Source organism: Rhizobium sp. 18055, assembly GCF_902706285.1.
Classification (GTDB): domain Bacteria; phylum Pseudomonadota; class Alphaproteobacteria; order Rhizobiales; family Rhizobiaceae; genus Rhizobium.
Genome location: NZ_CACSKD010000289.1, coordinates 1 through 439 on the forward strand (window position 1 = coordinate 1; position 439 = coordinate 439).

At 70.2% G+C, this 439-nt stretch carries 1 protein-coding gene; it reads right to left on the reverse strand.

The features are described from left to right. Nucleotides 1-439 (reverse strand): M48 family metalloprotease (locus GVL52_RS32165; RefSeq protein WP_160012749.1); only part of this gene is annotated, 439 nt, incomplete at both ends.

Consider the following 439-nt stretch of genomic DNA (forward strand, 5'->3'; position numbering starts at 1 on the left):
GAGGTTGGCCGCCGCGTTGCCCAGATCGCCCAGGCCCAGCAGCTGCGCGCCGAGCGACAGGCCCATGCTGGTGGCCTGCGTCTTGGCGAGGCGTGCGCGGGCATGTTCGCGCAGGGCGTGCGCCATCTCGTGGCCCATGACCATGGCGGCCTCGTCGTCGCTGAGCTTGAGCTGGTCGAGGATGCCCGTGTAGAAGGCGATCTTGCCGCCCGGCATGCAGAAGGCGTTGATCTGCTTGCTGCCGATCAGGTTCACCTCCCATCGCCATTGCCGCGCGCGGTCGTTCCACTGCGCGGAGTACGGGATCAGGCGCTGGCTGATGCCGCGCAGGCGCACCAGCTGGGGATGCGTGTCGCCCGCGAGCGCGCGCTGCGCCTTGGCCTTGGCGAGCATCTGGTCGTACTGCTGGTCGGCGGCGGCCTCGAGCTGTTCGGCCGGG